Source organism: Parendozoicomonas sp. 2304DJ65-17 (assembly GCF_058148445.1).
On sequence record NZ_JBYVJV010000002.1, the window covers coordinates 765364 to 778929 of the forward strand.

Below are 13566 nucleotides of genomic sequence, written 5' to 3' on the forward strand. Positions count from 1 at the left end.
ATTGTTTGTAGAAAGCGGGCTTTGGGCGTTAGCGAATGTATTCAAAAACCTTGACGATTTTTTGTACGCCATAGGATTCGCGGGCAAGGTTTACTGCTTGCTGTGCTTCTTCGGGGGTCACCAGTCCCATAAGGTAAACGGCACCATTTTCGGTGATAACTTTTATCCGGGAAGATGGAAAGCCGGATGTGCCAATCATGCGACCCTTAATTTTTGATGTTATCCAGCTATCGCTGGAGCGGGTTGGTGCTGTTGTTGGTCCGGTGATTTCCAGCTCGTTGTAAACTTTTCGTACTTTCAGAGTCTGGTTGGCGACTCTTTCGGCTTCAGCCTTGAGCTCGGGTGTGGCGACCTGCCCGGCGAGTAAAACGTAACCATTGAAGCTGACCACAACTATGTGGTTGCTTTTGAAGGCCGGATTTGATTTTTCAATATTAACCGTTGTTACTGTTTCTATGCTTTGGTCGTCAATCCAGGCTCCAAGGCTTCTGCTGCCAGGATTTTCCTGGATTGGCCCTTCATTCACGGCTGAAACGGTCGCAGCACATCCGGTTATCAGGGATAAGCTGATGGCAAGTATGGGAAGCAGGGCTTTCACAGATGTGTATTCCTTTCGTAATGGTGGAAATACCGTTTCTAACTCTAATGTTAGAACTGCGTTTCCTGTCTGTGGTTGTTCTGTTTACTCGTCACTGCCGAACAGGTAACCATCAATCAGATCACACAGGCAGTGAAGAACTAGTAGTTGAACTTCCTGTGTTCTGGGTACTGAATTGCTTGGGATGCGAATCTCTACGTCTTCAGAGTGAAGAAGGCGAGCGCAGTTGCCGCCATCCATGCCTGTCAGTGCGACTACAGTCATTTCTCGGTCGTGTGCAGCCTGAATGGATTGAACCAGGTTTGGAGAGCGGCCACTGGCCGAGATAACCAAAAGAATGTCGCCGGGCTGGCCAAGTGCGCGTATCTGTTTGGAGAAAATCTCGTTATAGCTGTAATCGCAGGCTATAGACGTTAGCGTTGATGTGTCTGTCGTCAGTGCAATGGCAGGCAGACTTGGGCGCTCCCGTTCAAACCGGTTTAGCAGTTCGGATGAGAAGTGTTGGGCGACGGCTGCAGAACCGCCATTGCCGCAAATAAGAATTTTGCCTTCGTTCACAAGGGAGTGAACCATTAGCTCGGCAGCCTGGGCGATAAAAGGTGGCAGCTCTTCAGCTGCACGTATCTGGGCGTCAATGCTATCGGAGAAGTGGCTGGTTATATGGTCAAGCATGTCACTGGGTCCTGGTGATCCACTTTCGTCCGGGAATGGCTCTTCTCTCAGACAGATAAAACTATGTTAATAAGAGTCAGGTAAATAAAAACCAGATTAATAAAGGCTGGTTTCAGTTGATGTTACAGGAGTCAGAGGCCAAAGGCATTCCTGATCCAGTCAACCTGATGGTTGCGGCCACGAGTCGCATCCGGCTGGATCGAGATTATATCAAAGCGACATGGCTGTTTGTCAGTGAGATTAAAGGTCTGCAAATAGTGTTCGGCAGTGTGGTTTAGTCGTAGCTGCTTCCGGTAATCCACAGATTCTGCCGCAGAACCGAAGTCTTGTGACTTTCTGAATCTCACTTCCACAAAGACAAGAGTGTCCCCGTCCTTCATGATCAAATCAAGTTCGCCTGCCTTACAGGCGTAATTTCTTTGGCAAAGTTTCAGTCCGTTGTTTTGCAAATGAGCAAGGGCAAAATCTTCAGCGGCCTTGCCGGTCTGGTTGTTAACTTTCGTTTTCCAGAACATTTTGGCTGCGCTCTGGGTGTAGGCTCATTTCTCTGCTTAATGGTGCTGGGCGACCATTGCGGAAGTATTGCCAGCTAAGTTCGCGTTTGACTTCTTTGCTGGGTGGAATGGTGAGTATCCCGGTGGCACCAAAAAGTTGGGCACCTTCGGATTTTGACATTTGTTCAAGTCGTGGATAAATGCGCCAAGCGTCTGAACCCAGTGCGTAAAGTGGGGTGAGGGAGCCTTTGCTTTCCTGCCAGGTGTTTTGGATTGATTTCTTGAGTATTGAGCTTCTGCCTGCAAGCCAGGGCATTAACGGGATGCGCACATCGTTTAGGTCCCGGTTTTGAACTGGATCAACCTGTCCGTTGTACATGGTTGAAATGGTGTAAACCGGCAGGTTGTAAGCAAAGTAAAAATCCAGTGCTGGTTTGAGTTGTCTTCCCTGAGTGGGGGAACCAGCAATGAAGATCATGTCTACATCTTCTCTTCGGCGAGGGGTGTAATCCAGTCGTTCTCCGAGAAGGCGGGTCAGGCCATTGGCTCTTTTAAAACTGCCGTTTACCAGTAAAGCTTCACTGGCAGCGGTGTTGTAATCGCCTTTGTTGTTAAATGTGTATTGGCTGAGAACTTTTCCGCCCAGCTCTTCCCAGGTTTGGCTGAAGCTTTCACTGATTCTGTTGCCCCAGTTGGAGTCTGGGGTCATAACGACCGGATTGCGATAGCCGTCTTGCCAGGCACGTTCGGCAGCTTGAGAGGCTTCCAGCTCGGAAGCCAGTCCGAACTGGTAAACAGAGGGTTGATTTACAGGTTCGGAAACCTGATTCAGTATCAGCCAGGGTATGTCGACTGTGTAACTGGTCAGGCTTTGGCTGGCAATGCTGCGGCGCAGCGGGCCAATAAGCATTTCTGCCCCTTCATCCTGGGCTCTGCGAGCCAGTTCTGCGGGGTTTTGAGTGTTTTCCGTGTCATAGAGAACAATCTCCGGTAGCAGGCGGCTGCTTTCCGGGTTTTGCCTGTAGTTCCTGAGAGCCTGATAGTAACCGGCCATAAATCCATCACGTACAGCTTGGCCTGCGCTGGCCTGTGGTCCGGTTAGCGGCAAAAGCAGGGCTATGCGTTTTGGCTGGTAAGGTGGTGTTTCCTGCAGGTTGATAATGGCGGCTGGTGTATTTCTCTGTGCAGCGGTGCCATTCCAGCGTGTTTGCCACTGTTTGAGGTCAGCTAGTTGCAGGGCTAGCTCGTTAGGGCTGCGATAAATTTGCGCAAGTTCCAGCCAGGGTTGCAGGCTTGTTTCCTGATTTGTTGCAAGAAGAAGGCTGAGTTCTTCGCTGTCTTCCTGCAGAATGCTCGCCCACAGCTGTTTGTATAGTTCAGGGGTGGCTGGAACTACAGGGTTGTTGGTGGCCAGGTTCCAGTTCAGGATGGCATCTCCGTAGCGGCCTTCCAGATCTGCCAGGCGAGCATTCAGGGTGTCAAATTCATGCTGGTGGGTGGCTGACAGTGTGTTTCTGTTTATTGCGTTTAGCCACTGATGTGCAGTTTCTGCTGTATTATTCTCCAGCTGTACCCAGACCTGGGTTAGCAGATATTTATTACTTTCCTGGTTGCTCAGGCTTGTCTGATCAATCAGGTCTAGCAGGTCGGCGGCCCGGGATATATTACTGCTTTTGAAATAATCTGCCGCTTGCAGGTAGAGCTGGCTGCGCTCAGGTTCTCGGGCTCGGGTTGCTCTGATCAGGAGAATGTTAATATCCACTGCCTGTGTAGAGTTTTTTGTTACAGGCTGTCTGGATGTGCTGTCGACCCTAGGGGTGGATGTGCAGGCTGTCAGAATTGTCAGGGGCAGCGCCAGCAGTAATATCCTGGCCCAGGAGTGTGGATTCACGATGTTTGGAGCCCTTTCTGGCGAACAAGGTTTTGAAGTAAGGATTCTAACCGAGACATGGGGATGGCTCCAGATGCCCGGGTTGAATGTTTTGTAATTTGGTTTTTTGTTGAGCGAATGATATGAGTGAAAGTTCAGGTGCTGGCACCCTTTATATAGTGGCCACTCCAATTGGGAATCTTGGTGATCTCTCCCCCCGGGCAAAAGATGTTCTGATGTCTGTGGATGTTATTGCTGCAGAAGATACCCGTCATACCAATCGCTTGCTGAGTCATTTCGGGATTAAGCGCCCGCTTCTGGCCTGCCATGACCATAATGAGCGCGGAAGAAGTGAGCAGATTGTTCGTCGCTTGCAGGATGGAGAATCAATTGCGTTGGTTTCAGATGCGGGTACGCCCCTGATCTCTGATCCTGGTTACCATCTTGTTAATGCTGTGCGTGAGGCTGACTTAAAGGTTGTGCCTGTTCCTGGCGCCTGTGCCATGGTGGCTGCTTTAAGTGTTTCAGGATTGCCTTCTGATCGCTTCTTTTTTGAAGGTTTTCTGGCCGCCAAGGGGGCTGGGCGCCGTAAGCGTATGGCTGAGTTGGCTGACTTTCCTCATACCTGGATTGTGTATGAGTCGCCTCACCGTATTGTCGATATGCTTGATGATATGGCTCAGGAGTTAGGTGGTGATCGCCATCTGGTTCTTGCGAGGGAGTTGACCAAAACCTTTGAAACTGTGCTTTCTGGTACGGTTTCAGAACTTCAGGCCACTCTTGCGGAGGATGAAAACCAACGTCGGGGTGAATTTGTTGTTCTGGTTCATGGTGCTAAAAAGCCTGAGATTCTGGATGATGGTCTTTCAGAAGATGCTCTGCGTACTTTGGCAGTACTTGTGGAAGAGCTTCCCATGAAGCAGGCCAGCCAGATTGCTTCCAAATTAACTGGAGTAAAGTCCAAGCTTCTTTATAAAGCTGGTTTGGCAATGAAGGGCGATTGACGTTTACTCGGGAGGCAGGGGAAGCCACTGCAGGCTTGCCAGGCCTTCAATGCAGATTTCAACGGCCAACGCAGTCACGATTAGTCCCATGATTCTGACAAGAACCGCTGTGCCGTTTTCCCCAAGCAGCTTATATATATGTGGAGCGAGCCTGAAAATCATATAGGTCAGAATAAGCACGGTGCACATTAGCAGGGCTGTTATGCCCTGCTCCTGAAATGTGTGGGTGCGGTTATCTGTAAGGATTATGATTGCAGTCAGTGCGCCGGGGCTGGCCAGCGAGGGTACAGCCAAAGGAAATACTGCAACATCATGGCCGGGTTCCTGATATCCGGAATCCTGCTCTTCCAATTCCGGGTGAAAGATCATTTTCAGCCCGTATAAAAACAGAACCAACCCTCCTGCAATTTGAAAGGCGCCAAGTCGAATGCCGATAGTGTGCAGAAGTGCCTGCCCGGCCAGAAGAAAAGCAAAGATAATCAGCGCGCTGTAGGTGACGGCTTTCAGTGCTGTTGATGCTTTCTTCTCGTGGGTAAATTTGCGGGTGACCGTCAGGAATATAGGCAGGCTGCCAATGGGGTCGATCACGGCAAATAACAGAATAAAGTCGTGTAACAGCTCTGAAGGCATTCCGGGTGCTTATTGTTTAGGTGAGAAACGAGATTAGTCGAAATACGGGCTTGAGGTGGGGTAAGCCTTCCGGTATTGTTCGCCGTCCGCAAGATGGCCGGGCAGTCGCTGGTTGTTTGTTGTCTCTGATAACAAATGGCTGGAGGAAAGTCCGGGCTCCAAAGGACAGGGTGCCAGGTAACGCCTGGGGGGCGAAAGCCTACGGAAAGTGCCGCAGAGAGCAGACCGCCTAAGTTGGCCGCAGGGTTAACCGGTAAGGGTGAAAGGGTGCGGTAAGAGCGCACCGCATGGCTGGCAACAGTTCATGGCAGGGTAAACCCCACTCGGAGCAAGACCAAATAGGAATTCATTGGCGTGGTCCGCGCTGAATTCGGGTAGGTCGCTTGAGGTGTGTGGCGACATGCATCCCAGATGAATGGCTGTCAGGGCTTCTTTTGTGCTTGTCATGAAAGGGCTTTACAGAACCCGGCTTATAGGCCATCTTGCGGACACTTCTTCTTTAGAGTCTGTTCATATATGTGTGGCGATTGTTCAGCATGTTATCGTCATTTGAATGGCTTATTTCCCAATTCTTTTCAAATTTGTTCCCACGGCTGGCGGTGTTCGGTTCTGATGAGATGGTTATTTGTTGATTAACCAAAATCTCACTATGTTCTGGCAGGTTTTTCTTTTTGTTGGCTTTTCCATTTTTACCCACGTCTGATGCCTATTTTTAAGGCCTTGATTTTATAAGATTTTATTCGAAAACGATGATTTTGGTCAGGGTTTTGCGTATTTCTATAGTGTGATACAGTGGGTGAAAGTGGATAAATGTGGAACAATTTGGGGTGGTGACTCCAAAAGGTGGAGGTTTTGTGTTTCGCGGTGTAAATGCTCTCAACATGGATGCCAAGGGGCGGTTGGCTGTGCCAACGCGCTACCGGTCTGTGCTGTCTGAGCGTTGCAGCGGACACTTGGTTGCCACCATTGATACGGAAGAGAAGTGTCTTCTTATTTATCCGGTCGATGAGTGGGATGCCATTCAGGCCAAGATAGAAGCCCTTCCCAGTTTTCACCCCACAACCCGCAGAATTCAACGTTTGCTGATTGGCCATGCTACGGATCTTGACATGGATGGCAATGGTCGTGTGCTGATTCCGCCCCTGCTGAGAGAGTATGCAGGTTTGCAGAAAAAAACTGTTCTGCTTGGGCAGGGGAAGAAGTTCGAGCTCTGGGATGAAGAGTGTTGGAATGAGAGGCGTGATGCTTATCTTCGGGAGTCCGGAGAAGATGATGCCACACCTGATGAGTTACAGACGCTTTCGTTGTAAATGCGCCGTTACAGAACGACGTTGAAGAGTTTATGAGCAAGAAATTTCAGCACAAAACTGTACTCCTTGATGAGGCAGTTGATTGTTTGGTGACGGATGGTAACGGTCACTACATAGATGGAACATTTGGTCGAGGTGGGCACAGTCGTTTAATTCTGTCCCAGCTTGATAATCAAGGGCAGTTGACGGGGGTTGATAAAGATCCGGTAGCTGTCGGTGTGGCACAGGAGCTTGAGCAGGAGGACGGACGTTTTCGCATCTGTCATGGCTCCTTTGCCCAGATTAAAGAATTTGCTGGCGGCGAAAAGGTTGATGGCATTCTGCTGGATTTAGGGGTTTCTTCCCCGCAGTTGGATGACGCTGGCCGCGGTTTCAGTTTCCAGAATGATGGTCCTCTGGATATGCGTATGGACACCAGTCGAGGCATGAGTGCCGCAGACTGGTTGGCAGTCGCCAGTGAAGATGAAATCACCGATGTCATTAAGCGGTTTGGTGAAGAAAAGTTTGGTCGGCGTATGGCGAAGGGCATTCTTGAAGCCCGTGAGCAGGCGCCAATAACAAGGACGGCGCAACTGGCAAAAATTATTGCTGATGCGAATCCGGTCTGGCCAAAGAAGATTCATCCGGCCACCAAGGCGTTTCAGGGGATCCGGATTTTTATCAACAGTGAGCTTGATGATCTGGAGCGGGTGATGGAAGACAGCCTTGAACTGCTCAAGCCAGGAGGGCGACTGGTGATTATCAGTTTCCACTCGCTGGAAGATCGAATGGTGAAGCGTTTTATCCGGCGCCACGAAAAAGGGGATGACGTCCCCAGCTGGGTTCCGCTGACAGAAGAGCAGCTGAATCGGCGCCTGAAAAGTGTAGGTAAGGCTAGAAAAGCCGGGCCTGAAGAAGTTGATGGTAACCCTCGTGCACGCAGTGCTGTGATGCGAGTGGCGGAACGTCTGGCGTGACAGGCGGGCAGTGGCTGGACTTCAGCCCTCTGCTGATTGTGTGGAGGCGCATTGCCTGGCTGCCAGCTGTTTTTTCTGTAGTGGTTGTTGTTTCGGCATTTGGGGTGACGTACGTATCCCATTTGAACCGACAGACTTTTAACCAGTTACAGACAGAGCTGATGAGAAAGAATACGTTGCAGGAGCGTTGGGGACAGCTGCTCCTGCAGCATAGTACTGAGACTGCTCACAGTCGTGTAGAAGAGCGGGCAAGAAGGGAACTCAACATGGTGATGCCCGATAAGAAACGGGTCATCCTGGTGAAACCGTGAACAAAAGCAAAACGGCAGTGCCCTATATGGGACGCTATCGCAGTGTTCAGGTCCTGATGCTTCTGGCCGTGATCGCTATTGCTGGTCGCGTTGCTTTTTTACACGTATGGAATCGCCCCTTCTTACAGAGTGAAGGGGATAAGCGGACGTTGCGGGAAGAGAGGATACCTGCCCATCGGGGCATTATTCTCGACCGGAATGGTAGCCCGCTGGCTGTCAGTACCGCAGTTGTTTCTATCGTGGGTAATCCCCGTGTATTGATGGGAGAAAAGTCCAAACCCCGTTGGAAAGAGTTAAGTGCTGCGCTGGAGATACCGTTTTCTGAGCTGGAAAAGCGTATAGAGCGTGACAAACACAAAGGCTTTATCTATCTGAAGCGACAGATGGAACCTGATGAAGCGCAAAAGGTGCTTGATCTGAAAATTTCCGGTGTGGATGACCAACCGGAATATCAGCGTTTCTACCCGGCGGGTGAGGTGACTGCGCAGCTGGTGGGTTTGACAGATATTGATGACAAAGGTCAGGAAGGTGTTGAGCTGGCACTGGATGACTGGCTGGCCGGGATGCCTGGGTTGATGCAGGTGACCAAAGACCTCAAAGGGCACGCTATCCGTGAATCGGATGTGGTGAAAAGCGCGGAGCCCGGCAAAGAGGTCAAATTGAGTATCGATCTGCGTCTGCAGTATGTGGCTTACCGTGAACTGTTGAAGACCGTTCAGGAAAACAAAGCCACTGGCGGCTCTCTGGTTATGCTGGACGTAAAAACCGGAGAAGTGCTGGCCATGGTTAACCAGCCAGCGTTTAACCCGAACAAGCGTGATGAGATGAATATCTCAGGCATGCGTAATCGAGCCATCACCGACCAGTTTGAACCTGGCTCGGTGATTAAGCCATTTGCGGTGGCCGCGGCTCTGGAGTCCGGGCGCTATACCAGTGACAGTCGGGTGAGAGTGGCTCCAGGGCGGCTGCGGGTTGGCAAGGATGTTGTGAAAGATGCCCGTGATTACGGGACTCTGGATTTGGCGGGAATATTGGCCAAATCCAGCAACGTCGGCATGACCAAGATGGCCCTGGATATTGGCCCGAATGCGGTCATTTCCCTGTTTCAGAGAGTTGGTTTTGGGCAGTCAACCGGGGTTGTGTTCCCGGGAGAGAGAACAGGTTTGCTGCCGGTAAGAAATAAGTGGCGGCCTATTGAAACGGCCACTCTCTCTTATGGATACGGAATAACAGTAACAGCATTGCAGCTGGCTCAGGCCTATATGGTGTTGGCCAATGATGGCAAGGCAATACCTGTCAGTATTTTGAAGCGGGATATCCCGGCTGAAAGCCAACAGGTGATTTCACCTGATGTGGCCAGAGATGTGATGGATATGATGGAGACCGTTGCCAGCAAGAAGGGAACGGCTCGCAGAGCCCGGATTGACGGATATGAGGTGGCGGGGAAAACCGGTACCGTGAAAAAGCTGGAAGAGGGTGAGTATTCCAGCGACAGCTATATTTCCCTGTTTGCCGGTATTGCGCCGGCAGACGACCCTCGCATAGTTATGGTCATCATGGTTGATGGGGCCCGTGCGGGGAAATATTACGGTGGTGTGGTAGCTGCTCCCGTTTTTTCCCGGGTAGCTGGTGAAACAATGCGGGTTCTGGGGGTTCCTCCGGAAACTGTGGATGAGCGTCAGACGGTTGCAGACGCCACCAGGAAAATCAGGAATGAAGGTTAATGACAGACACTATGAAGGAAGATTGTCTGACCCTGAATCGTTTGCTGGCATGGCTTGGTGTTGAGCTGTGGGCCGACGATATTGCGCTTTCGGCCATTGTGACCGACAGCCGCAGGGTTAGTCGTGGCGATCTTTTCCTTGCATTGCCCGGATATGCTGTTGACGGGCGGGACTATATCAAAACTGCTGTGGATGCAGGTGCCGCAGCTGTTCTTATGGAAGCAGGAAAGAATACTCCGGACGTTAATGTGCCGGTTATTGCTGTTGCCGGGCTTAAGGAAAAAGCTGGTGATCTGGTGGGCTTTAGCCTTGGGCATCCATCCAGACAGGTGAAAGTTATCGGCGTAACCGGAACCAATGGCAAATCGTCAACAGTTCATTTTCTTGGTTCGCTGCTGGATCGCCTCAGTAATGGCTGTGGAATTATGGGAACTCTGGGCAAGGGGCGTGTTGGACGGCTCATTGAAACCGGTAACACTACTGCTGATATGTTGAGCAGTCATTGCTTTGCTGCTGACATGCGCGATGAAAATGTTGGCTGGATGGCTATGGAAGTTTCTTCCCATGGTCTTGATCAGGGGCGCGTAAGCGGCCTGCATATTGATGCCGCGATTTTCACCAACCTGACCCGTGAGCATCTTGATTACCACGGTTCCATGGAGTCCTACGCTGATGCCAAGGGACGGTTGTTTACTCATTCAGGTCTGAAATACGCCATCTGCAATGCCGATGATTCCTGGGCTGATTACCTGTTAAAGAAAGTTCCGGAGTCCGTTAAGGCTTTGAAGTTTTCGCTGTCCGATGATTCCGCCGATGTGTATCTGAATAACATTCAACTTCTTCCAGATGGAATGAAGGCGCAGGTTTTTTCTCCCTGGGGGGAGGGTGAGCTGCAAACCCCACTTCTGGGTCGCTTCAACCTCAGTAACCTGCTTGGTGTAATTTGTGTGCTGGGTTGCCATGGGTTTGCATTGAAAGATGTTCTGGCAGCCATTCCTTTTATTGAAAGTGTGCCCGGACGCCTGGAGCGCTACGGCAATGATCAACAGCCAAGCGTCATTATTGACTATGCCCATACCTCGGATGCCTTGAGCAGTGTTTTAGGTGCTTTGAGGGAACACGGTAATGGCAATGTGACCTGTGTGTTTGGCTGCGGTGGTGATCGTGATCGCGGCAAGCGCGCTCTTATGGCCCAGGCTGCATGTGCCGGTGCGGATCAGGTTTTTCTGACCAGTGATAACCCACGCTCTGAAGATCCCGCCAGCATTATTGAAGATGCGCTGGCAGGTTTGGATGACGAACAGAAAAAGCGTGTGACAGTTGTCGTTGAGCGCAGAGATGCTATTGCTCAGGCTATTCACTCTTCGGGTCCAAATGATGTTGTGCTCGTTGCTGGTAAAGGTCACGAGTGTTATCAGGAAATTAAAGGGGTTCGTTATCCGTTCAGTGATCTTGAGCAGGTAACCTTGGCTCTGTCCGGGAGGGTGGCATGATTGCAGCACAATATCTCAGCGATTTAGCTACCGGCCTTTCGGGAAAACTGGTTGGTGACGACGCGCCAGTCAGTTCCATCAGTATTGATACCCGTACTCTCCAGCCGGGCCAGTTGTTTGTTGCCATCAAAGGGCCAAATTTTGATGGTCATAACTATGTACAAGCAGCTTTGGAAAAAGGCGCTGCCGGCGTTCTGGTTAGTCAGCCGGTTGAAGGGCTGCCTTATATTCTGGTTGATGATACGGAAAAAACGCTGGCCCAAATCGGTCATCTGAATCGGGATGCTTTTGGCGGCACCGTTCTGGGAGTTACTGGAAGCAGCGGGAAGACTTCTGTTAAAGAGATGTTGGCCGCAATTTTCGGGCAGGTGGCTCCTACATTATCAACAATCGGTAATTTAAATAATGCCTACGGCGTGCCTGTAACTCTTGGGCGTTTAACCGAAGAGCATAAGTACGCTGTCGTTGAAATGGGTACCAATAGTCCCGGCGAAATTGCTCACCTTACTCACATTGTTCGCCCCCATGTTGCTTTGGTGAATAACGCCAGCTCTTCCCATGTAGCTGGTCTTGGCAGCGTTCTGGGGGTTGTTGAAGAGAAGGGCGCGATTTTTGATCTCCTGACTGAAGATGGCTGCGCCGTTATCAATTTGGATGATGAGCATCACCAGATGTGGATGGATCGGGTCGCTCGTACATCAGGTTGTCAGATCAAGACTTTCAGTTTGTGTCGTCAGGACGCGAACAGTTGGCCAAGTGATGTGGTGACCGAAGAAAATGGCATGCACTTCATTCTTCACCTTGATGGCAAAGAAACTCCTGTTCATTTGCAATTCTGGGGGCGTCATCAGGTTGCCAACGCCTGCGCGGCGGCGGCCATAGCAAAAGCGGCAGGTTTGGATATTGAAACTATTGCTGCCGGTCTGGGGCTTGCACGTCCTTATGCCCGCCGTGGTCAGCGTTTCCGCACTGACAGCGGGGCAATGATCATTGATCAGAGCTACAACGCTAATCCCGCTTCAACCCGTGCAGCGATTGATGAACTGGCAGACTGCGATGGTTATCGCATTCTGGTTATGGGGGATCTCTCTGTTGAGCATTATACCTGTGAAAGTGAAGGTGTTCAGATGCACAGAGAGCTGGGTGAGTATGCGCTCACAGCTGGAATCGACAGAGTTCTTACCAGCGGTACGGTGTCCGCAAATGTTCACGCAGGCTTTACCCAGGACAGTGAACACTTCACTGATAAAAAAGAACTTATCGCATGGCTGACACCTCACCTGAAACCAGGTGTTGTTGTGTTGGTAAAAGGTTCACTGGTGACTGGAATGAATGAAGTCGTCAGTGCATGCCTTTCTGAGAAAACTGAAGCGCCCGCCAGGGCGGCCACCAAGGAGGGATTCTGATGCTGCACTGGCTGGCTGATTTCCTGAGTACATATTACAGCGGCTTTGGCGTATTTAAGTATCTGACCCTCCGGGCGATTCTCAGTGTTCTTACGGCGCTGGCTTTTTCCCTATGGTTTGGCCCGGTGATGATTCGGAAGTTGAGTTTTCATCAGATTGGCCAGGCTGTACGCGACGATGGTCCTCAATCTCATTTAAGTAAGGCCGGAACACCAACAATGGGTGGAGCCCTGATTCTGGCGGCCATCACAATCAGCACTCTGCTGTGGGCCAACCTGAGTAACCCTTATGTCTGGATTGTTCTGGGTGTAACTCTGGCTTTCGGTGCTGTGGGCTGGGTTGATGATTACCGGAAGGTTGTAGAAAAGAACTCCCGTGGTTTGCCTGCGCGCTGGAAGTATCTCTGGCAGTCGGTGTTTGGTCTTGGTGCGGCGATTGCACTTTATATGATGGCTAAAACGCCTATGGAAACAGCGCTTATTGTTCCGTTTTTCAAGAGCGTTGCTATTCCACTGGGCATCTTCTTTGTTGTGCTGACTTACTTTGTAATTGTTGGCACCAGTAATGCCGTCAACCTCACAGATGGTCTGGATGGCTTGGCCATCATGCCTACGGTTATGGTGGCTGCGGCTTTAGGGGTGTTTGCTTATCTGAGTGGTCACTTCGAGTTTGCCAAATATCTGAATATTCCGTTTATCCGGGGCTCTGGTGAGCTGGTAGTGTTCACTGCAGCGCTGGTAGGTGCGGGTCTTGGATTCCTCTGGTTTAACACCTATCCCGCACAGGTATTTATGGGCGACGTAGGTGCGCTGGCTCTTGGTGCTGCGCTGGGTGTGATTGCCGTAATCGTAAGGCAGGAGATTGTTCTGTTCATTATGGGCGGCGTGTTCGTAATGGAAACGGTCTCGGTTATTTTGCAGGTTGGCTCTTATAAGTTGACCGGGCGTCGTATTTTCCGGATGGCACCAATACACCATCACTTTGAACTGAAAGGTTGGCCAGAGCCTCGGGTGATTGTGCGTTTCTGGATCATCAGTCTGATCCTGGTTCTGATCGGGCTGGCAACGCTGAAGCTGCGTTGACCAATATGTAAGTGGC

General features: G+C 50.7%; 13 protein-coding genes and 1 other RNA gene. 9 read left to right on the forward strand and 5 right to left on the reverse strand.

The genetic code is table 11. The annotated features are described in order from the left end of the window. Positions 1-28: 28 nt before the first annotated feature. The 4 genes from ACY2RR_RS08440 to ACY2RR_RS08455 form a co-directional block, all read right to left on the reverse strand. The gene (locus ACY2RR_RS08440) at positions 29-598 is read right to left on the reverse strand and encodes a BON domain-containing protein (protein ID WP_490107701.1); all 570 of its coding nucleotides are present in this window, start codon (positions 596-598) and stop codon (positions 29-31) included. 84 nt (positions 599-682) lie between these two features. Further along, positions 683-1270, reverse strand: coding sequence for a phosphoheptose isomerase (locus ACY2RR_RS08445; RefSeq protein ID WP_490107702.1), 588 nt, complete (start codon positions 1268-1270; stop codon positions 683-685). Positions 1271-1401: 131 nt separating this feature from the next. After that, complete coding sequence (locus ACY2RR_RS08450; RefSeq protein WP_490107703.1) at positions 1402-1785, reverse strand: YraN family protein; 384 nt, start codon at positions 1783-1785, stop codon at positions 1402-1404. Then, a complete protein-coding gene (locus ACY2RR_RS08455; protein WP_490107704.1) occupies positions 1763-3655 on the reverse strand; it encodes a penicillin-binding protein activator in 1893 nt (630 codons plus the stop codon). Before ACY2RR_RS08455 ends, ACY2RR_RS08450 begins: the two co-directional genes overlap by 23 nt. 122 nt (positions 3656-3777) lie before the next feature. On the opposite strand from ACY2RR_RS08455, the gene rsmI reads away from it, so the two are divergent. Further along, positions 3778-4638 (forward strand): 16S rRNA (cytidine(1402)-2'-O)-methyltransferase, encoded by an 861-nt coding sequence (gene rsmI, locus ACY2RR_RS08460; protein ID WP_490107705.1) that lies wholly within the window; start codon positions 3778-3780, stop codon positions 4636-4638. Between the two features lie 3 nt (positions 4639-4641). On the opposite strand, the gene ACY2RR_RS08465 is transcribed toward rsmI, so the two are convergent. Further along, on the reverse strand, positions 4642-5268 hold the full coding sequence (locus ACY2RR_RS08465) for a MarC family protein (RefSeq protein WP_490107706.1): 627 nt from the start codon (positions 5266-5268) through the stop codon (positions 4642-4644). An 89-nt stretch (positions 5269-5357) separates the two neighbouring features. On the opposite strand from ACY2RR_RS08465, the gene rnpB reads away from it, so the two are divergent. The 8 genes from rnpB to mraY all read left to right on the forward strand — a co-directional run bounded on the left by rnpB (position 5358) and on the right by mraY (position 13550). Then, an RNA gene (rnpB, locus tag ACY2RR_RS08470) (RNase P RNA component class A) lies at positions 5358-5757 on the forward strand. Between the two features lie 365 nt (positions 5758-6122). Then, positions 6123-6578 (forward strand): division/cell wall cluster transcriptional repressor MraZ, encoded by a 456-nt coding sequence (gene mraZ / locus ACY2RR_RS08475; RefSeq protein WP_490107887.1) that lies wholly within the window; start codon positions 6123-6125, stop codon positions 6576-6578. A gap of 32 nt (positions 6579-6610) precedes the next feature. Then, positions 6611-7534 (forward strand): 16S rRNA (cytosine(1402)-N(4))-methyltransferase RsmH, encoded by a 924-nt coding sequence (gene rsmH, locus ACY2RR_RS08480; protein ID WP_490107707.1) that lies wholly within the window; start codon positions 6611-6613, stop codon positions 7532-7534. Then, positions 7531-7845: a cell division protein FtsL gene (gene ftsL, locus ACY2RR_RS08485; protein WP_490107708.1), complete on the forward strand. Its 315-nt coding sequence runs from the start codon at positions 7531-7533 to the stop codon at positions 7843-7845. The genes rsmH and ftsL overlap by 4 nt, the downstream gene beginning before the upstream one ends. Continuing rightward, positions 7842-9569, forward strand: coding sequence for a peptidoglycan D,D-transpeptidase FtsI family protein (locus ACY2RR_RS08490; RefSeq protein ID WP_490107709.1), 1728 nt, complete (start codon positions 7842-7844; stop codon positions 9567-9569). The genes ftsL and ACY2RR_RS08490 overlap by 4 nt, the downstream gene beginning before the upstream one ends. Further along, complete coding sequence (locus ACY2RR_RS08495; RefSeq protein ID WP_490107710.1) at positions 9569-11062, forward strand: UDP-N-acetylmuramoyl-L-alanyl-D-glutamate--2,6-diaminopimelate ligase; 1494 nt, start codon at positions 9569-9571, stop codon at positions 11060-11062. Before ACY2RR_RS08490 ends, ACY2RR_RS08495 begins: the two co-directional genes overlap by 1 nt. Further along, entirely contained in the window at positions 11059-12468 is a 1410-nt protein-coding gene (locus ACY2RR_RS08500) for a UDP-N-acetylmuramoyl-tripeptide--D-alanyl-D-alanine ligase (RefSeq protein ID WP_490107711.1), read from the forward strand. The genes ACY2RR_RS08495 and ACY2RR_RS08500 overlap by 4 nt, the downstream gene beginning before the upstream one ends. Next, positions 12468-13550 carry a phospho-N-acetylmuramoyl-pentapeptide-transferase gene (gene mraY / locus ACY2RR_RS08505; protein WP_490107712.1) on the forward strand — a complete coding sequence of 361 codons (1083 nt, stop codon included), beginning with the start codon at positions 12468-12470 and terminating at the stop codon, positions 13548-13550. Before ACY2RR_RS08500 ends, mraY begins: the two co-directional genes overlap by 1 nt. The last annotated feature ends 16 nt before the right edge of the window (positions 13551-13566 follow it).